We start from the raw sequence: 19794 nt of genomic DNA, 5'->3' as shown, positions 1-19794 counted from the left end.
GACGACAAAAGTAAGGTATTGCATCAAGTTTTTTCACGAATCCTATGGTTAGAAACGCTAAGATTTAGTTAAGAAATTCGGAACTTTTGATTCGTAAAGCGTATTCTGTTCCCAAATAACGTGGGTCGCCGTGTTTTTCAGACCAAAAACCGTCCAATACGTCTTTGGTAATGCATTGATAGACCGCAACGCCTTTGTAAGTGACTTTGTCGGCTCCCTTATACTTAAAATTGATGACTAAAATATTGTTTTTGAAAAATCCAGAACCGGTCTGCACTTGTTCATCGTTAATCAACCAATGGGCTTGTACGCGGTCATACTCATCAAGTGTTAGCGTTAAAACGCCTTGATAAGTAATGGTGTTGTTTGCTTCCTGATTGCTTCCTGAAATGGAGTAGCTTCCAATGATATCTTGTGGGGTCATTTATTTGCCGATACAGAAATTAGCAAATATATTCCCCAACAATTCGTCATTCGTGACTTGTCCTGTAATCAATCCGAATTGGTACAAAGCTTCCCGAATATCCAAAGCCATAAGGTCACTAGACAGATTAGTTTCTAGCCCGAATTTTACTTTCTGAATTTCTTCTAAGGCTTTAAGTAACGAATCATAATGTCTTGTATTGGTGACTATTGTTTCGTTGTTTCGGAGGGCGCCAGTATTGACGAACGAAAGCAATTGATTCTTTAAATCTTCGATACCTTCTTTGTTTTTGGCGGAAATCAAAAGGATATTTGGAATTTGATTTTGTATGTTTTGAATTTCAGTTTCGGATAGTAAATCTTTTTTATTCATAATTACTACCAAAGGTTTTAATGGATACTGATTCTTTATTTTTTCAAGTTCCAATTTTACGTTATCCAAAGTTCCTCCTTTGGGTGTTAGGGGGCTTATATAGATTACAACTTGCGCTTGCTCAATTTTTTCAAACGTCTTTTGGATACCAATGCTTTCTACATAATCTTTGGTCTCGCGAATTCCAGCTGTGTCTATAAATCGGAAGCCAATGCCGCCAATGACCAATTCGTCTTCGATAGTATCACGAGTGGTACCCGCAATTTCAGAAACGATAGCGCGTTCTTCGTTGAGTAAAGCGTTGAGTAAAGTTGATTTTCCCACATTGGGTTCGCCAACAATGGCTACGGGAATTCCGTTTTTGATTACATTTCCAACTGCAAAAGAATCAATCAAGCGTTTCAACACAAATTCGATTCGGTTAACCAATTCGTGAAATTGAGTTCTATCAGCAAATTCTACATCTTCTTCGGCAAAATCCAATTCGAGTTCGATGAGTGAAGCAAAATTTAATAATTCTTCACGTAGTTTGGCAATCTCGTTAGAGAAACCTCCACGCATTTGTTGCATGGCAATTTGGTGGCTTGCTTCATTGTCTGACGAAATCAAATCGGCAACGGCTTCGGCTTGGGACAAATCCAATTTTCCATTCAAAAAGGCTCTGAGGGTAAATTCACCGGCATCAGCCATTCGGCATCCTTTACGCAATAACAACTGAATAATTTGCTGCTGGATATACGTAGAACCGTGACACGAAATTTCAATCGTATTTTCTCCCGTATAAGAATTAGGTCCTTTGAAAATCGAAACCAATACTTGGTCCAAGGTCTTCTCTCCATCCATAATATGTCCCAAATGCAAGGTATGTGTTTTTTGGGTAGTCAAGTCTTTGTTTTTGATAGAACGAAAAACAGCATTGCCAATTTGAATGGCATCTTGACCAGAAATACGAATGATGGCAATGGCTCCAGCACCAGAAGGTGTAGCTAAAGCAACTATAGAATCGTTTGGAATCATGTGAGTTGTCTATTTGTTTGCAAAAGTAAGCAAAAGTATTGGCTTTGCAATTACTACTGACAAGCCTTGGTACTTGTTAGTGAAGTATTATCTTATAGTTAAATATATGGTAAACTGACAAATATCAGCCGATATAGACTAAACATTTCTTAAATTTAAACTGTATTTAAAAGGTAATTTCTAAAACTGTATTTACTATGAAAAAGATATTATTCCCAACAGATTTCTCAGAAGTGGCTACGAATGCCTTTGTTCATGCCCTGCATTTGGCTGATGTAGTCGATGGAGAATTAGTGCTATTGCATACTTTTCAGCTTCCTATAGTAGACAGCCAGTTCACACCGGATAACTACTACATGATTTACGAATCGTTACAGCTAGCAGAGTTTGATACTTTCAAAGACGAAATTCCCAAGCTGAGAGCTATAGCCGAAAAAGAAGGTTTGGCAAATGTCAAGATTACCCATCGCTTGATGGATGGGGATTTGGTCACTACGATTCAAAAAGCTATCAAAGAAGAAAACATAAATTTTGTGGTGATGGGAACCGCCGGAGCTACAGGCTGGGAAACCTTTTTTGTGGGTACCAATACTGGTTCTGTTTTGTCTGCTGTTTCAGTTCCTGTTTTAAGTGTACCGATTACGGCTACTTATCATAAAATAAAAACCATTGGTTTCACTACCAAGTTTAGAGAAAAAGATAAAAAAGCCTTAGAATTAGTTTGTAGTATTGCCAAAAAAACAAAGGCACAAGTAAAATGCTTGTACGTAAAAACAAGCCACTCTGATGTAAAACCTGAGACAATCAAAGAATGGGAAATCCATTTTGCCAACGAACCAGTACAGTTTACCATTCTTCCACTAGACGATGTACAAGGCACAATCATCGATTTCATCTCCCAAAAAAGTATTGATGTTCTGGCTATGGTCACCTACAAGCGCAACTTTTTTGTTGAATTGTTTAGCCCAAGTCTTACGAGAAAGTTTTCAGATTATGCAGAAATTCCAATTTTGGCACTTCAAAGCGAAACGACTTCATCATAGCACTTAGATAATCATAATAAAGAAAGTATTTTTTATTTGGGCGTGCCCCTCCCGAAAAGGTCGGGTCGGGCTTTACGCTCCCGCTTCCCGATGAAAAATCGGGAGAGCTTCACTTCAATCCCTCACGCATACCACCACACGATTAATTATAATTCGAAGTTTTTTTTAGCATGAAGCACACAAAGATTTATCTGTGTCAATCTGTCTAATCTGTGTCTGTTTTTTTTCTTCTTCCATAAGTTTTGAAAACACTTATATTTGCTTTTCATACTACAATATTCTAATGGAAATTTACATACACAAAAAAGCGCTTTACGAAGCCCAAGTAGAACAATTACAACAACAATACAATCGCATAAGTCTTGGGCGTTTGGTAGCTGTTTTGTTAGTGATTTTGGCTGTTTACGGATATCAAAAAAACGATAGAAGTAGTTTAGTTATTTTGGGTAGTATAGCTGTTGTAGCTTTTTTTGTTTTAATGCGTTGGCATACACGTGTCGCGTACCAAAAGAAAATCGCTCAAGCATTAGTTGCCATAAATACTGATGAAATTGATTTTTTAGAACGTAAAACAATCCCTTTCGAAGACGGCATAGGGTTCAATGATTTTCATCATCCGTATGCGTATGATTTAGATATTTTTGGTCAACAGTCTTTATTCCAAAGTCTGAATCGCACCGGAACTTACATGGGGAAAAAAACATTAGCCTCTCATTTGTTAAAGGGTAATACCATCACGATAATTGAGCAAATTCAAGAAGCAACAAAAGAGTTACGTGAAAAAATAGATTGGCGTCAACATTTTTTGGCTACAGCCAAAGTTGGCAAGGATAGCGAAGTTATGTATCAAAAGTTATTGCGATGGAGTGTTTTCAATAGTGAATCAGTGCCTCAATTAGCTATGATTTTTGCGTATGTTTCACCTGTAGTTTTAATGATTTTGGGTATTAGTTACGGACTGACTTCCAATTTGGTTTTAGCTAAGTTTTTTGGACTATTGTTTATGGTCAATTTAGCAACCGCTGGGGTTTTTCTAAAACGGATTTTGTCTGAGACGGCACATTCATCAGAAATCAATACGATTGTTTATAACTATAGCTTACTGATTGAAAAAATAGAAAACGAAAAATTCAGTAGCCAGAAAGCAATTCATTTGCAACAACAATTGGTTCAAGAAAGTCAACCAGTAAGTGTACAGTTAAAGCAATTATCCAATTTGTTTTCAAAAATGGATACTACTAGTAATTTTTTGGTTTCTATACTATTCAATGGTTTTTTTCTATATAACCTTCACCTATTGAAAGCCATTGTAAATTGGAAGAAAAATCATGCGATCAATTTGGAACAAAGCTTAGTCGTAATTGGTGAATTTGAAATGCTTAATAGTTTGGCCAATTTTTCATTTAATAATCCTGATTTTGCTTATCCAAAATTGAATAAGGAATATAAAATTGCTTTTGAAAATTTGAGTCATCCTTTACTGAATCCAAAAACTAGAGTAGGGAATACAGTAACTTTTTATCCTCAATCCTTTATAATTTTGACAGGTTCCAATATGTCGGGCAAAAGTACTTTTTTGCGAAGCTTGGGAGTCAATATGGTTTTGGCGGGAATGGGTGCGCCTGTTTGTGCTACCCAAGCGAATGTGCATCCTATGCCGGTGTTAGTATCGATGCGATTATCGGATTCGTTATCGGATAGTGAATCCTACTTTTTTGTCGAAATCAAGCGCCTCAAGCAAATTATGGATGGATTGGACGAAAGTCCTGCTTTTGTTTTATTAGATGAAATTTTGCGTGGCACGAATTCCGATGACAAGCGTAGCGGAACGATTGAGGTAGTCAAAAAAGTAATTGCCAAAAAAGCAATAGGAGCAATTGCAACCCACGATATTGAAGTGTGTTTGACTACCAACGAATTCCCACAAATATTGACCAATAAATGTTTCGAAGTCGAAATTAAAAATGACGAATTACATTTTGATTATCAATTACGAGAAGGTATTTGCCAAAACAAGAGTGCTACCTTTTTGATGAAAAAGATGGGGGTCATTTAATCAATAGTTTTCTTTTGGATTTCCTGCAAGGTCTTTTTTTTGACCTTGTAGGTATTTCGGAAAGTATAGTTATAGATTAAGACCTACAAGGTTTTAAAAACCTTGCAGGTGGTGTAGAGTGCATTGGTTTTTTTGAGATTTCCTGCAAGGTCTTTTTTTGACCTTGTAGGTATTTCGAAAGTTATGGTTAGAGATTAGACCTACAAGGTTTTAAAAACCTTGTAGGTCGTATAGAGTGAATTAGTTTTTTTGAGATTTCCTGCAAGGTATTTTTTTGACCTTGTAGGTATATTGGAAAGCATGGTTATAGATTAAGACCTACAAGGTTTTAAAAATCTTGCAGGTGGTGTAGAGTTTATTGGTTTTTAAGAGATTTCCTGCAAGTTCTTTTTTTGACCTTGTAGGTATTTCGGAAAGTATAGTTATAGATTAAGACCTGCAAGGTTTTAAAAATCTCGCAGGTCGTATAGATTAAAATAACAGTTTTCTGAAGTGATGAAAGTAGCCAAATCATTACTTTTAGCCCCGACCGTAGTGGAAATCCTTTGTTGCTGGGGTTCGGTAACAAAGATTACTTCGTCAATTCGCTAGCGCTCGGGTGTAACGGAGTGCGGGACGGATGTTTCTAGAAAATCCCATTCTTTCTGCTCCAAAAAAAAATAAATCCGTAAAACTGGTTAGGAATTACGGATTCAAGAAAAAGTATTGGTTTTGGTTAGTTTAAAAACATGTAGATTAGCTATTAAGCATTACTGGCATTACAAGCATAGTAACGGTTTCACCTTCTTCTAAACCATCTACCGGGGTTAAAATTCCAGCGCGGTTTGGTAAAGACATTTCAAGCATAATCATATCAGATTGAAGATTGGTCAACATCTCGGTTAAGAAGCGAGAGTTGTAGCCAATTTGCATATCGTCTCCTTGATAATCACAAGTCAAACGCTCTTCGGCTTTGTTGGAGTAATCAATATCTTCTGCAGATACGTTTAATTCGGCACCAGCGATTTTTAGACGAATTTGATGTGTTGTTTTGTTAGAAAAGATCGCCACACGACGCACTGAACTTAGGAACAAAGTGCGATCGATGATAAGCTTGTTTGGGTTCTCTTTTGGAATAACTGCTTCGTAATTTGGGTATTTTCCGTCAATTAAACGACACATCAAAATATAATTGTCAAAAGAGAAAGTGGCATTGCTATCATTGTATTCAATTTTAACTTCAGCATCTGAAGCAGAAAGAATACTTTTTAAAATAGTCAATGGTTTTTTGGGCATTATAAAGTCTGCTACTTCAGAAGCGGTAACGTCTGTACGAGCATATTTTACTAATTTATGGGCATCTGTTGCTACAAAAATCAATCCTTGTGGCGAGAACTGAAAAAATACTCCAGACATTACCGGACGTAAATCATCGTTACCCGCTGCAAAAATAGTCTTGCTTATGGCAGTTGCTAGAACATCAGCAGGAACTAGGGTTACAGAAGGTTCGTCAAGGCTAACAGCTTTCGGGAATTCATCACCAGGGGCATAAGCCAAGGCATATTTTCCAGAATTAGAACTAATTTCTATAGTACTATTTTCTTCTACAGTAAATGTTAGAGGTTGTTCTGGGAATGTTTTTAAGATTTCTAAAAGTAATTTAGCTGGTACTGCAACACTGCCTTTGCTGGTAGAATCAATTGCTAATGTAGCAGACATGGTAGTTTCTAAATCAGAAGCAGAAACCGTCAATTGGTTATTGTCTAATTCAAATAGAAAGTTGTCTAAAATAGGTAAAGTATTGCTACTATTGATTACGCTACCTAATACTTGCAATTGTTTTAATAAGTACGAACTCGATACTATAAATTTCATCTGTATTGTTTTATTTTTGGATTCTATAAATAACTAGGGTAGAATACCTGATTACAAATATATCTTAAACTAGTTTACATTTTCATTTTTTTTATTAACACTTAGCGAGCATATTTACGTTTACGAAGATAAGTAAACAAAAGACCAAAAACTCCTAAAATTAGAATTGGAAGCCCGATAGTTAGGACTTGTATGTAAGTGTAATTGGCATATACTTTTTCTTTATCTAATAAAGGAAGATCTAAATCTTTACTTCTAATGTTAATAAGTCCACTATCGTCTAATAAGTAATTTATACTATTCATCAGAAAATCTTTGTTATCGTAGAGATTTCCTGAGCGTTGATCGTAGCCTAGTTCTACAGGTAATTGATTTTTATCGAGTTGGTTGCGAAGAATATCACCATCTGAGACAACAATCATTTTGGTAGGCTTACTAGTGGATTGAAAATTAGCTTGTTCGAAAGCTTTTATTCTATTCTCAAAAGCAGAATGGAACGAACCTTCTAATAAAACGGCCATTGGAATATTACCAGTATTGGGATAGTCTGCAGGGCTGGTGCTTTCGGAAACCATAGATAAGTTAATGGCTGTAGGGGTTCCTATACGTTTAGAATAGGGAGACGATTGCAATAAAACTGTTTTTTTGATTTTGTTTTTGAGCGTATCAATAGAGTTGGCAAAATCAAATTTGATACCACCTAAATTTTTCACAATGGGATGCTTGCTTGTTGGAGTCACTAATGGCGCGTATTTCCAATTGAATTGTTGAAAGCGGGTAGCACTTCCTGGTTCTCCTGAAGCCAATTGTATCGGGCTCCCTTGCTCGTCTTTTATAAGATCTGGGTTGATACGTATGCCATATTTAAAAAACAAATCATTGACATTCAAGTCTCTTGGAAAAGCAAGACTAGCACCTGAAGGATTGTATAAACTATCCATTTCAGCAACTACTTGATCAACTAACCAGATGGTTTTTCCGCCATGCATTAGGAATTGATCTAAAACTTGTTTTTCGCTTTCGCTAAATGCTTCTGTTGGTTTAGCAATTACGGCTAAATCATATTCTTTTAAAGCTTGTAAGCTTCCCTCAGGATTCGTTGCTACTGAGTCGAGTGTAAATGGAGCAATAAAGTAACTCTCTCTTACTTGCAATAAAAATTTAGCAATAAAGGCCTCTTTTAATTCTCCATTTCCTTTAATAATGGCAACTTTTTTCTGTTTGGCTTTGGTAATTTTATTGAAAGCATCCGAAAGCGAATACTCTAAATGTTGAACCGAACCTATCACTTTTTGAGTAGTAGAGGTTCCCATTTGGTTTTTAAGCAAAGGAATTGCCACTTCTCTGTTGTCATAAGTAGCAATTGCCCAAGGAAAAACTAAGGCTTGAGATTGTTTACCTTTATCATCTACTGTGATGTTAATGGGAGTTAAGCCTTTTCTGTACAAATCTTTAATGAGATCCATACTTTCTTCCTGATTTTCCATAGGGTCAACAAACTCAAACACAATATTGCTATTGTAAGCCTGGAATTCTTCTAGAATTTGTTTGGTTTCTTGTTGTAAACGCTTGAATTCTGCGGGTAAATCTCCTTGCATGTAGACTTTCACTGCCAAAGGATTTTTAACTTCTTGCAGTATGTTTAATGAAGTAGTAGAGAGGGTATATCTTTTATCTTTAGTCAAATCAAAACGATAAAAGAAAAAAGAGCCTATAACCTGTAATGCAACTAATACCAAAAAAATATAAAGAAGCTGGGTAAGATTGTTTTTTTTAGAGGTCTTCATTACGCTTTAAAAGATTTTAGGTTAAAAACAGTAAAGGATAAAAATAAAATAGTAAGGCTTATAAAATAAAGAATGTCACGAGTATCCAAAACGCCTCGACTCATACTTTTAAAGTGATCTTGCATACCAAAAAAGGTGATATAGGAGCTCCATCCCTTAAATACATTGGCTAATCCATCAAAGCCAAAATAAAACACAAAACACAAAAACACAGCAATAATAAACGCTACAATTTGGTTTTCAGAAAGTGTAGAAGTATAAATGCCAATTGAAGTGTAGCCTCCAATTAAGAAAAGTAATCCAAAATAAGAGCCAATGGTGCTTCCCATATCAATATTGCCTTCTGGGAATCCTAAACTTGAGATGATGTACACATAAAACAAAGTGGGTAAGATAGCAAGTGCAATCAAGAGTACTGCTCCTAAAAATTTACCGCTTGCAATTTCCCAAATACTCAAGGGCTTGGTTAATAATAATTCCAAAGTACCTTGTTTTTTTTCGTCCGAAAAACTTCTCATTGTAACTGCAGGAATTAAAAAAAGTAGAATCCACGGGGATACGGTAAATAAAGGAGTCATATCTGCAAAGCCGGAATTGAGAATGTTGTAATCTCCTTCAAATACCCATAAGAATAAACCATTTATGAGTAAAAACAAGGCGATGACCAAATAGCCCACAGGAGAGCCAAAAAAAGATTTTATTTCTCTAATTACGATTGATTTCATATTTTTAATATTTTTTATGTCTAGGGGTTAACGGTAAAAGTGTTTGTTACTGTTGATTCAAAACAGCAAATTTAAGCCAAACTTACTATTTTATCCACGCTCCAAGCCTCGGGTTTGGCGTTGAATAATTTTTTGGTAAAACTCCACACCTCATTAAACAAAGCAGATTGTCTGTAATTTTCTAAGTCGGCCTCTGATTCCCAATAACTGTAAGTGAAAAATATGTTTTCATTGGATTTGTCCTGATATAATTCTAATAAACAGTTACCAGGTGCATTTCGAATTTGGTGTTTCATTACTTCAAAATTGGCTAAAAATGCAGCTCTGTGCTCTGGATGAAAACTCAATTTTACGATTCGTACAAACATGTAGTTTTAAGTATTTATAATGTATTGATTTTTGTAAGGAATTTGTTTTATGAAAACTTGATAGTTATAGTGTCTCTATAATTCAATCCCAATAAACTATGTGCCGAACCAACTTTTGAGGGATTACTGCGATAAATGGCAATTTCTAAATAACCTGCTTCGTTAAAAAGTGCCAGTTTTTCTCCTTCATAATATTTGATTGGATATTTGTCAGAAACAGCAATGGCTGAATAATTTGGTACAATGGTTTTGATGCTTTTGGTTTTTAAAACTATCTCAAAGGCTCTTCCTTTGGCGGCTTCTGTGAATTGAGTTTTGGTAATATTGGTCACCACATTACCAAAATGATCGATGTACATTACTGAACCAGATAGTTGTGTGCCTTGATCGTTTAAGGAAACTTGCATTTCAGTTACTTCTTTAATGGATTGTATTTCCTTGCCAATCACATTGAGAAGTCCACCGTTAGCCAAATGACAGGCCACTTGTACAAAAACATCTAAATCGGATGCGCCATGATGTAAACGATCATGTATGTTGATGGCAACCATTTTTTGAGGGACTATTTTTTGACATAACATACTCAAAATGCCATTATCTGCTGCAATAAAGTAATGGTCGTTCCACTGTATGGCAATATGTTGATTCTCTTTATTTAATTCGATATCTACACCAATCAAATGGACGGTTCCTTTTGGGAAACTAGCATAAGCAGCACTTAGAATGTAACTTGCTTCAACAATATTGAAAGGATCAATTTCATGTGAGATATCGACTATGGTAAGATCTGGATTTGTCGTTAATATCTTACCCTTAAGAGCGCCTACAAAGTAGTCTTTTAAGCCGTAATCGGTAGTAAGAGTAATTATTGACATAATTTTGTTTATAACTATTTCGGGCAATTTAAAGCTATTTTGCTTAAATTTGAGATATGCAAAGCTACTAATTTAAGCTATTATTTTTAATTAAAAACTACTCCATTTTGAACGAAAGAACCATCGAGCTTGTTGATATTGCTCCAAAAGACTTTTGGGGCGCTCAAGATTCTCATCTTGAAATGATTAAAAAATATTATCCCAAGCTTAAAATTGTGGCTCGTGGGTCTACTTTAAAAGCTTTTGGAGAAAAAGATGTCTTAGATGAATTTGAAAAACAATTCCAAAGACTCATGCTACATTTTACAAGATACAACAATATCGACTTAAATGTGATTGAAAGAGTGATTATGAATGATGCTCAGGACAATCGAAAAATGGCCGATTACGACAAAATTTTAGTACATGGAGTAGGAGGTAAAATAATCAAAGCCATGACGCCAAACCAGCAATTGTTGGTGGATACTTTGAATAAAAACGATATGGTGTTTGCTGTAGGACCGGCTGGAACAGGAAAAACCTATACTGGAGTAGCGATGGCCGTAAAGGCCCTAAAAGAAAAACAAGTCAAAAAAATCATATTGACCAGACCAGCAGTCGAAGCTGGAGAAAATTTAGGTTTTTTGCCTGGAGATATGAAAGAAAAGCTTGATCCGTATATGCAACCTTTATATGATGCGCTTCGGGATATGATACCTAATGAAAAATTAGAAGACTACATCTCTAAAGGGATTATTCAAATTGCACCTTTGGCTTTCATGAGGGGACGCACCTTAGATCATGCATTTGTTATTCTAGATGAAGCTCAAAACACCACACATTCTCAAATGAAAATGTTCCTGACTCGTATGGGAAAATGTGCGAAGTTCATGATTACTGGAGATCCAGGTCAGGTAGATTTACCAAGACGGACCATTTCAGGACTCAAAGAAGCCTTATTGGTTCTAAAGGATATAGAAGGAATTGGAATTATTTATTTAGATGATAAAGATATTGTTCGTCATCGCTTGGTCAAAAAAGTAATCGATGCTTACAAACAGATTGAAAACAATGATTATTAGTTTTTAAATTTAGTTAGATAAGCGAAAAGAATTAGCCAGTTTCAAGCGGTTCTTTTCGCTTTATTATTTATGAAAAAAAACAAGAAGGAGAGGGGTTATAATGAAGGATATACACTCAAACATCAAAGTAATTGTCTCAGATTTAGACGGTACCTTACTTAATTCAAATCATCAAATCACACCAGAGACCAAAGCTGTATTCCGTCAGTTGTACAGAAATGGATATACTATTGTCATTGCTACAGGGAGACATCATATAGATGCCCAAGCAATCATCAAAGAATTAGAAATTCCTCTATATTTAGTAACTTCAAATGGTGCAAGGATACATTCTCCAAATCAGGAACTTTTATTTGCATTTGATATTAAGAGTGATGTTATTGCATCTGTTTTTCAATTGGATATTGATCCTACAATTACAACTGTACTTTTCAAAGAAAATGTCTGGCTAACATCTAAAACAAATAAGAAAATCAACAGTTTTCAGCGTGATTTATCTTATCCTCCAGAAGTAGTTGATTTTGGTAGTTTGACAGATTATAGCGCTATAAAACTTTTTTTTACTCATGATAGCCATGAAGTTTTACAAGCCTTAAAAGATCAAATTCTGGAGACTCACTCAGAGCATCTTTGTCATGCTTTTAGTTTGCCTTTTTGCTTGGAGTTTATGGATAAGTCGGTAGATAAGAGTTTTGCCATCGAAAGAATATTGCATGAACAAGGGTTTACTTTTGAAAACGCCATTGCCTTTGGAGATGGATTTAATGATGAAAGAATGCTCAATGCAGTGGCAAAAGGATTGATTATGCAGAATGCTCCAGACACTTTGAAAAATAAATTACAGCATTTGGAAGTGATAGCTTCTAATAATGACAATGCAGTTGCAGATTATATCACTCAAAATATTTTAAAAGAAAAATGATAATTAAGGCAATTTAATTTATGTATTAACCAATTCTTTATGACATGGAAAAACGTATAGATGATTTTAAAAACAATGTAATTGCTGGGGTTTTATTTTTATTACCCCTATATGTTTTATTGATTATTGTTCAAAAAACTTTTGGTTTCTTTGCTAAGTTTGGTAGCGGAATGGCTAAGTTTTTAGGTTTGGATACTATTTTAGGCAATAATATGGCCAATGTTTTTGGGGTTGTTCTTCTTTTTTCTTTTTTGCTTATTTGTGGTTTTTTAGTGCGATTGAGTTTCTTTAGACGTATTAGTGATTCAATTGATGATAAATTAAAAACATATTTGCCAGGCTATGAAAAACACAAAGAATTAGCAAAGCAAAAGTTAATAAATGATGGTAAAAAGGAAGAAATACCCATTATTCCTCCTAAAATCCCTGTATTGTTGCAATATAATGGATGTTGGATACCAGCATTTTTAAAAGAAAAAAATGATAAAGGAGATGCAATCGTATATTTTTTAAATACCAATTCTATACTCGAAGCAAGTTTTTGCCTTACTTCAATGGAAAATATTAGAATGCTAGATACCATTACCGAAGAAGAATTTATAAAATCAATTGATAACAACGGAGAAGGATTTTTAAACTTAATTAAATAAATACAAATGATAAAAAACAAATGGCCCCTTTTTTTACTTTTAACCGCTTTCATTGGTTATAACCAATCGCTTAAACTAGAGGAAATCATGAAAGGAAATGATTTCATTGGTTGGCAACCTGAAAATCCTCGCTGGTCGGTTGATGGACAGAAAGTTTTTTTTGAATGGAATCCCAACAAAGAATGGGGAGCAAGTACGTATTTTTGGCAAAAAGGCGCGACATCACCAAAATTAGCCACACCCGAAGAAGCAGCTTTTTCGAGATATAACATCAAAGTTAACAAGAGTGGGACTATAGGTTATTATAGTAACAAAGGGGCAATTTTTTCTTATGTGATAAAAGACAAAGTGGCCAAAAAGCTATATGCTAGCAATGCATCTATTACTAATTTAGAATTAGGAAGCAAGGATGGTGTTTTGTTTTTTGAACAGAATGATAATTTGATGCAGTTTGATACCAAAGCAGGTACATTACTTCAAGTGACTAATTTCAAAAAAGGCACTTCAAAAGCTAAAAAGGAAGAGGAAAAATCATTTTTGAAAACACAACAAACCGAGCTATTTCAATTTATTAGAGACCAAGAAGCCAAAAAGAAATGGAATGCAGATCGAGCTAAGGCAATTAAGTCTGATTTTCCAAAAGAGTATTGGTACGGAGAGGATGAATTGGGAGCTCTTAAAATGAGTCCTGATGGAAGGTTTGCTACATTTAGACTGACACAAGAAGCGAAAAACAGAAGTGAAAAAATGGAAGTGTTCATCACTGCTGATGGATACAATCAGTCACCAGATACAAAAGAGAAAGTGTCTGTCAAAAACTTAGTAAATTCTAAAATGGGTATCTATAATGTTGCCAAAGACACGGTATACATGATTAATTTTTCAAAATTATCACATATCAAAGACCAGCCAGAATATTATGCGTTATATGATAATCTGAAAAAGAAAGACAAAGAGGAAAAATTAATTATTGCTCAAGACCCAGTCTACAACGAAACGGGGTCCTTTGCGGTGGTAGAAATCCGAAGCCAAGACAACAAAGAGCGTTGGTTAGTAAATCTCAATCTAGAAAACGGTACTTTAGAAGAATTAGACCACCAACATGACGAGGCTTGGATTGGCGGACCTGGCATTCCTTCCTATTCATTTGGTTCCGGGAATTTGGGCTTTTTGTATGACAATGAAACCATTTATTTCCAATCTGAAGCTACGGGTTTTTCTCATTTGTATACCTATAATTTGAAGACAAAAAAGAAAACACAAGTAACTACTGGTAACTGGGAAGTGCGAGACGTTACCTTGTCAAAAGATAAGAAAACATTCTATTTGTCAACCAATACTACGCATCCTGGAAATCGTGAGTTTTATAAGTTGAATGTTAGTGGTGGAGTTTTACAACCAATATTAACTTCGGATGGTGCACATGAAGTGAGTATATCGCCGGATGAAACAACATTATTAGTTCGTTATTCGTATAAAGACAAGCCATGGGAATTATACATAGCCTCTAATGTGAAAAATGCAAAGCTTAATCCTATTACAAACTCTACTTCAGAAGCATTCAAAAGCTACAAATGGAGAAAGCCAGAAGTGATTACTTATAAAGCACAAGATGGAGCAAGCGTTTACGCGAGATTATACCAACCAGAAGAGAATAAATCAAATAAGGCTGCGGTTATTTTTGTACATGGGGCGGGATATTTACAAAATGCCCACAATTATTGGAGCAATTACCATAGAGAATACATGTTTCATAACTTGTTGACGGATTTAGGTTATACCGTACTAGATATTGACTACAGGGGTAGTGATGGGTATGGAAGAGATGTAAGAACGGGTATTTATCGTTTTATGGGAGGAAAAGACCTTTCAGATCATATAGATGGAAAAAAAGTATTGGTAGACAAATACGGAATTGACCCAAACAGGGTAGGGATTTATGGCGGATCTTATGGTGGTTTTATTACTTTGATGGCTATGCTCACCACGCCAAAAGAATTTGCCTCTGGTGCAGCCCTTCGTTCTGTAACCGATTGGGCACACTACAATCATGGTTACACAGGTAATATTTTGAATTTCCCTGAAACGGATCCCATTGCTTTTCAAAAAAGCTCTCCAATATATTACGCAGATAAATTGGAAGGAAATCTGTTGATGCTTCACGGAATGGTTGATGATAATGTAGAATACAAAGATATTGTTCGTATTTCGCAACGATTTATTGAACTTGGGAAGAAAAATTGGAGTTTAGCTTCGTTCCCTGTAGAAGCCCATGGTTTCAGAGAAACCTATTCATGGGTGGATGAATACAGTAGAATTTTGCAATTGTTTGAATCAACTATCGGAAAAAAAGAGCCTAAATAAATTATACCAACGCTTTTCTTTGCTTGCTCCTATAAATAGTTTTAAATTTGCGTTCTTTAAAAAACACACACAACATACAACACAATGAGTACAACGATTACAACTACCAATTTTAATTTTCCAAATCAAAAATCTGTATACCGCGGAAAAGTTCGTGAGGTTTATAATATCAATGATGAACTTTTAGTGATGGTGGCAACTGATAGACTATCTGCGTTTGACGTAGTTTTGCCCAAAGGCATTCCTTATAAAGGGCAAATTTTAAATCAAATTGCAACCAAGTTTATGGAATTGACAAAGGATATTGTTCCAAATTGGTTAGTGGCTACACCAGATCCAAGCGTTGCTGTGGGCCATTTGTGTACTCCTTTTAAAGTAGAAATGGTGATTCGTGGCTATCTTTCAGGCCATGCAGCTCGAGAGTATGCTGCGGGTAAAAGAACACTTTGTGGTGTAACCATGCCTGAAGGATTAAAAGAAAATGATAAATTTCCTGAACCAATTATTACACCTACCACTAAAGCCGACAACGGTGAACATGATGCTGATATATCGAGAGAAGCTATTTTGTCTAAAGGTATTGTTACAGAAGAAGATTATCTTGTACTAGAAAAGTATACACGTGCTTTGTTTCAACGTGGTACCGAAATCGCAGCGAGTCGTGGATTGATTTTGGTAGATACCAAATATGAGTTTGGTAAAACCAAAGAAGGACAAATTGTTTTAATAGATGAAATTCATACACCAGATTCGTCTCGCTATTTTTATTCAGAAGGATATCAGGAACGACAAGAAAAGGGTGAAGAGCAAAAACAATTGTCTAAAGAGTTTGTACGCAGATGGTTGATTGAGAATGGTTTTCAAGGTAAGGAAGGACAGCAAATCCCAGAAATGACAGAGGAATACATCGAATCAGTTTCTGATCGTTATATTGAATTGTATGAAAATATAATTGGGGAAAAGTTCGTGAAAGCTGATATTACAAATATTAATGAACGTATCGAAAACAATGTTTTGGAGTATCTAAAAGGATAAACCACTACTAAAACATATTCTTTAAAGCCTCTTACTATGAAAATAGTAGGAGGCTTTTTCGTTTGTAAATACTTCAATTCCCTTGTTTTAGTGGTTTATTTCTTGTGTTTTGTTAATTATTTGTTAAAAATAAGTACTATGTAAAACAAGATACTGTTTAAAAGATATATATTTGCATAGGATATTATTATTTAAAACAACAAATCAAAAACTAAAAAAATAAAATTATGAAAGCATCAATTATTTACACAGTAGCAGTATCAGTAGTATTAATTTCAACTTTAGAAATTCGTTTGGACAAAAATCATTTGAGTGGCGTAGGAAGTAGACAAGACATCAAAATGAATTCAGTTTTCAAATCAAATGAAAACAAAAAAGGAATGGTTGATTATGCAAAAGTAGCATTGACAAAATACAATTCCGATGATAAAAAGAAAGGTACTTTAATACTTGAAAAGCCAGAACTTGTCTTAGAAGAAACACCTGTAGTTTTTAATTTTACACCAACAAATTATAGAATTTGGTCTTTTGAAAGTGCAATCATCGAAGAAAATGAAATTGAGCAAGTACAAAATCTAAATGATTATGAGGAGAGCACATTTTCAACTACAGACGAATTAATTGAGGTGCCTTTTTTATGCAAAAAAGAGACTTCATTTGAAACTATCGTACGATTAGAGAATACAATCATCGATGAAACTGAGGTAAATGAAACTAATTCATTAGATTTTAATTGGATTGATACCTTAGCAATGTTTGATGAAGTTATTGTCGTGCCTTCTAAAACAACAGTTGACGAAACAATAGATTTTAGTGTAGTAGGTGAGGATACTGTTTTATTAGAGCAGCCACTCGACTATAAGTGGATTGAAACCTTGCAAATATTTGACGAACCAATCATGACCCCACCTCATATTTTAACGGAAAAGAATCTTGTAATTACAGATTACTTAAATGATGTGATTATCGAATCCAATCAATACGTTGAAAAGTAAAATAAAAGTTAATTTGTTTAATGTGCTGTAACATTAACCATGGGGTAACGTCTATTGTTGTAGGTTCGTTTATTTTTGAGTGGTTTAAAAACCAGCAATTTAAAAAACAAGTTAATTATTAGTTAATAAATAGTACCTTGTAATACATGTATATAAAAAAAGCTTACTTTTGAATAGAATTTAAATCATCAATCAACAATCCAAAAACACAATCATCATGAAAAAATCAATCATTTATTTAGGACTAGCAGTAGTATTATCAAGTTTTGCAACAACAGTTGAAGCTGCAAACCTTAGACCTGTAACAACACTTGAAAACAAAGTTCCAAATTATGGAGAGGCGACACCTTTGCATGTAGCAATCTATAAAGGGGATTTGGAATTTATCAAAAAATTAATCGACTTTGGAGCTGATGTTAATGAAAAATCATACGGTTTAACACCTTTAATGATTGCAGCTCGCTACAATAAAGTTGAAATCATGAAATTGCTAATTGCCAAAGGTGCAAAAGTGGAAGAAAAAAATAGTTTTGGTGCAGATGCATTACAATATGCTCAATTATCGAATGCAAAAGAAGCTTATGTTTTTCTTCAATTGAATAAAGAAAATGCTTTGGCTCAGCGTTAATAGCATCAATCATCAATCAAAAAAAGAAGCGGTCTAAACAGGCCGCTTCTTTGCTTTTACTTATAATCGACCTATGATTTTAACTGATGACACTTGCAACCAGAAAAAGTACGATTAATACAATAACTACTACTTTTAAGTATTTTGAATTTCTCATGATGTATTTTTTAAGATTCCAAAAATATAGATTCTTTTTGATTTTGAACTATGCTACTATATTTTTAACGAATTGGAATTGGAAAAACGGGTAAACTAGCATGCCCTAAAGCGTCTACAGTTTGTACTGCAAAGAAGTAATTGTCTTTTGAATAAGGAATTTCGACTTTGGTATCTTTAACAAAAATAGTTTTTTGCCAATGGGAAGCGCTTGTTTCACGAATTAGTATGGTATATCCATATACCGGTTTTCCTTGTGGGGCTTGCCAAACTAATACGGATGAATTGGTTAGCTCTTTAACTTCAATTCCCACGTTTTCTGGTGGTTTAGGTGACCATGCTAAATTGCTGAAAGTAGCCAGATTAGAACAAGTTACCTTACGCATATATTCAAAGTCCATGAACTCAGGTAAATCGCCATATTGAATGTTGTTCTCTTTACGAACGTTTTGATGTTGATGATCATAATTCTCATTCATTTCACAAAAACGTATCGCTGTAAATCCATTTTGGCTAAAGGGTGTATGGTCACCACCTCTTAAAAAACGATCGTTTCTGTATACCAATTGAATGTCTAATTGAGGGACATATTGTTGGGTGACTGTTTTGATGTAACGAGCCAACTGTCGGGATGGACTATCATTGTCACGATTGGTAGCTTTTCTCATTTTGGCTTCGGCCTCCGTTTCGGTATAAGGAATCGTTTCGCTAAATACGCGTACTTGGGTATTATCGCGCAGTTGGGTGCCGCTTGATAAACTATTGCCAATCATGTCATTATTGAGCATGGCAATTAAGTTCCATTTTTGTTCTTTGGCAATGTCGGCCAAATGTTTTGCTCCATATAAGCCTTGTTCTTCACCCACTACGGCTACAAATATGAGGGTAAACGGGAATTCCCTTTGACTCATAATTCTCGCCAATTCCATCACACAAGCTACTCCCGAACCATCATCATTAGCGCCAGGCGCATCCGATTTGGCATCCATTACATCCGAAGCACGAGAATCTAAATGACCACTAATTATTAGCACTCGATCATCGGTTGGATCTGTTCCTTTTAACGTTGCCATAACGTTGCCTAGTTCACTGTCGACAGCGATTCTTTTGCCATCAGCTTTAATGGTGAAGTAGTCAATTTTAGAAGTCAATCGTCCATTGGAAGCTAATGCGTATTTGTCAAATTCTGATTTTACCCAGCGCTGAGCTGCACCTATTCCGCGTGTGTTACTTTTAGTATCACTTAAAGTATGGCGCGTACCAAAAGACACTAGTTTTTTTACTATCGCTTCAAGATTTTCTGTTTTGACTTCCGATACCATTTTGGAAATTTCTGGATCATAAGTTGTATTTTGTGCTTGTAGATTTGGAGTTAGTACTAGTAAAACAATGAGGTAAAAAAATGTAGATGATTTCATATAGTTTTGTTTGATTTCTTCAAATTTAAACAAATAAAAAACTT

17 protein-coding genes are annotated in these 19794 nt (G+C 35.0%); 9 read left to right on the top strand and 8 right to left on the bottom strand.

What is annotated here, in order from left to right; all coding sequences use genetic code 11:
- Positions 1-64: 64 nt before the first annotated feature.
- Entirely contained in the window at positions 65-424 is a 360-nt protein-coding gene (locus ACZ1AQ_RS02590) for a hypothetical protein (protein ID WP_489631391.1), read from the bottom strand.
- A complete protein-coding gene (mnmE, locus tag ACZ1AQ_RS02585; protein ID WP_489631390.1) occupies positions 425-1813 on the bottom strand; it encodes a tRNA uridine-5-carboxymethylaminomethyl(34) synthesis GTPase MnmE in 1389 nt (462 codons plus the stop codon).
- Between the two features lie 197 nt (positions 1814-2010).
- Between mnmE and ACZ1AQ_RS02580 the strand changes: the two genes are divergently transcribed.
- Both ACZ1AQ_RS02580 and ACZ1AQ_RS02575 read left to right on the top strand, forming a co-directional pair.
- Positions 2011-2856, top strand: a complete 846-nt coding sequence (locus ACZ1AQ_RS02580; RefSeq protein ID WP_489631389.1) for a universal stress protein — start codon at positions 2011-2013, stop codon at positions 2854-2856.
- A 283-nt stretch (positions 2857-3139) separates the two neighbouring features.
- A complete protein-coding gene (locus tag ACZ1AQ_RS02575; RefSeq protein ID WP_489631388.1) occupies positions 3140-4912 on the top strand; it encodes a MutS-related protein in 1773 nt (590 codons plus the stop codon).
- Positions 4913-5647: 735 nt separating this feature from the next.
- Here ACZ1AQ_RS02575 and dnaN read toward each other — a convergent pair.
- The 5 genes from dnaN to ACZ1AQ_RS02550 all read right to left on the bottom strand — a co-directional run bounded on the left by dnaN (position 5648) and on the right by ACZ1AQ_RS02550 (position 10521).
- Positions 5648-6766 carry a DNA polymerase III subunit beta gene (gene dnaN / locus ACZ1AQ_RS02570; protein ID WP_489631387.1) on the bottom strand — a complete coding sequence of 373 codons (1119 nt, stop codon included), beginning with the start codon at positions 6764-6766 and terminating at the stop codon, positions 5648-5650.
- Between the two features lie 101 nt (positions 6767-6867).
- Entirely contained in the window at positions 6868-8553 is a 1686-nt protein-coding gene (gene gldG / locus ACZ1AQ_RS02565) for a gliding motility-associated ABC transporter substrate-binding protein GldG (RefSeq protein WP_489631386.1), read from the bottom strand.
- On the bottom strand, positions 8553-9278 hold the full coding sequence (gene gldF, locus ACZ1AQ_RS02560) for a gliding motility-associated ABC transporter permease subunit GldF (protein WP_489631385.1): 726 nt from the start codon (positions 9276-9278) through the stop codon (positions 8553-8555). The genes gldG and gldF overlap by 1 nt, the downstream gene beginning before the upstream one ends.
- Positions 9279-9349: 71 nt before the next feature.
- A complete protein-coding gene (locus ACZ1AQ_RS02555) occupies positions 9350-9646 on the bottom strand; it encodes a putative quinol monooxygenase (protein ID WP_489631384.1) in 297 nt (98 codons plus the stop codon).
- Positions 9647-9693: 47 nt separating this feature from the next.
- Positions 9694-10521, bottom strand: coding sequence for an SAM hydrolase/SAM-dependent halogenase family protein (locus ACZ1AQ_RS02550; protein ID WP_489631383.1), 828 nt, complete (start codon positions 10519-10521; stop codon positions 9694-9696).
- Between the two features lie 107 nt (positions 10522-10628).
- Between ACZ1AQ_RS02550 and ACZ1AQ_RS02545 the strand changes: the two genes are divergently transcribed.
- The 7 genes from ACZ1AQ_RS02545 to ACZ1AQ_RS02515 all read left to right on the top strand — a co-directional run bounded on the left by ACZ1AQ_RS02545 (position 10629) and on the right by ACZ1AQ_RS02515 (position 18176).
- On the top strand, positions 10629-11582 hold the full coding sequence (locus tag ACZ1AQ_RS02545) for a PhoH family protein (RefSeq protein WP_489631382.1): 954 nt from the start codon (positions 10629-10631) through the stop codon (positions 11580-11582).
- 100 nt (positions 11583-11682) lie between these two features.
- Complete coding sequence (locus ACZ1AQ_RS02540) at positions 11683-12504, top strand: Cof-type HAD-IIB family hydrolase (RefSeq protein ID WP_489631381.1); 822 nt, start codon at positions 11683-11685, stop codon at positions 12502-12504.
- A gap of 119 nt (positions 12505-12623) precedes the next feature.
- Positions 12624-13154 carry a hypothetical protein gene (locus tag ACZ1AQ_RS02535; protein WP_489631380.1) on the top strand — a complete coding sequence of 177 codons (531 nt, stop codon included), beginning with the start codon at positions 12624-12626 and terminating at the stop codon, positions 13152-13154.
- A 6-nt stretch (positions 13155-13160) separates the two neighbouring features.
- Positions 13161-15518, top strand: a complete 2358-nt coding sequence (locus tag ACZ1AQ_RS02530; protein WP_489631379.1) for an alpha/beta hydrolase family protein — start codon at positions 13161-13163, stop codon at positions 15516-15518.
- Between the two features lie 84 nt (positions 15519-15602).
- Positions 15603-16553: a phosphoribosylaminoimidazolesuccinocarboxamide synthase gene (locus ACZ1AQ_RS02525; protein WP_489631378.1), complete on the top strand. Its 951-nt coding sequence runs from the start codon at positions 15603-15605 to the stop codon at positions 16551-16553.
- Between the two features lie 227 nt (positions 16554-16780).
- Complete coding sequence (locus tag ACZ1AQ_RS02520; protein WP_489631377.1) at positions 16781-17548, top strand: hypothetical protein; 768 nt, start codon at positions 16781-16783, stop codon at positions 17546-17548.
- Between the two features lie 217 nt (positions 17549-17765).
- Positions 17766-18176, top strand: a complete 411-nt coding sequence (locus ACZ1AQ_RS02515; protein ID WP_489631376.1) for an ankyrin repeat domain-containing protein — start codon at positions 17766-17768, stop codon at positions 18174-18176.
- 221 nt (positions 18177-18397) lie between these two features.
- Here the strand turns inward: ACZ1AQ_RS02515 and ACZ1AQ_RS02510 are convergent, their stop codons facing one another.
- The gene (locus ACZ1AQ_RS02510) at positions 18398-19750 is read right to left on the bottom strand and encodes a M28 family metallopeptidase (RefSeq protein ID WP_489631375.1); all 1353 of its coding nucleotides are present in this window, start codon (positions 19748-19750) and stop codon (positions 18398-18400) included.
- Positions 19751-19794: the final 44 nt, after the last annotated feature.

It is taken from the genome of Flavobacterium sp. UM26 (assembly GCF_057922445.1).
This window is presented reverse-complemented; position numbering and strand designations above follow the sequence as displayed.